Source organism: Paenibacillus sp. GbtcB18 (assembly GCF_019091125.1).
Classification (GTDB): Bacteria; Bacillota; Bacilli; order Paenibacillales; family NBRC-103111; genus Paenibacillus_F; species Paenibacillus_F chitinolyticus.
Window position 1 is genome coordinate 1 of record NZ_JAGXJX010000428.1, and the last position, 265, is coordinate 265.

Below are 265 nucleotides of genomic sequence, written 5' to 3' on the forward strand. Positions count from 1 at the left end.
CGGGGTGGCGCGACGGCCCCCGGCCCATACGGGTTTCTGTACGGCATGGGGTGCGTGATGCTGGTCGTGGCCCTGCCGCTCGCCGTGCTCTTGACCGATGTGTTCTGGCCGGGCTCCACCGACCTCACCTACGTTCCCGCGCCGTGGTCGTGGCTCTTCCGAGGTCTGTACGCCGCCGAGTTCCTGACCTTCAGCGTGGGCCTCGCTTTCCTGGTCGCCGGGCGCCCTCTGATGCGGCGCCAAGGTCGCTCACGCGGCCTGACGA

Annotated in this window: 1 protein-coding gene; it reads left to right on the forward strand. The window is 69.8% G+C overall.

The genetic code is table 11. From position 1 onward, the window contains the following. Window positions 1-57: 57 nt before the first annotated feature. Window positions 58-265 (forward strand): hypothetical protein (locus KVT34_RS30390; protein ID WP_217563307.1); only part of this gene is annotated, 208 nt, incomplete at its 3' end.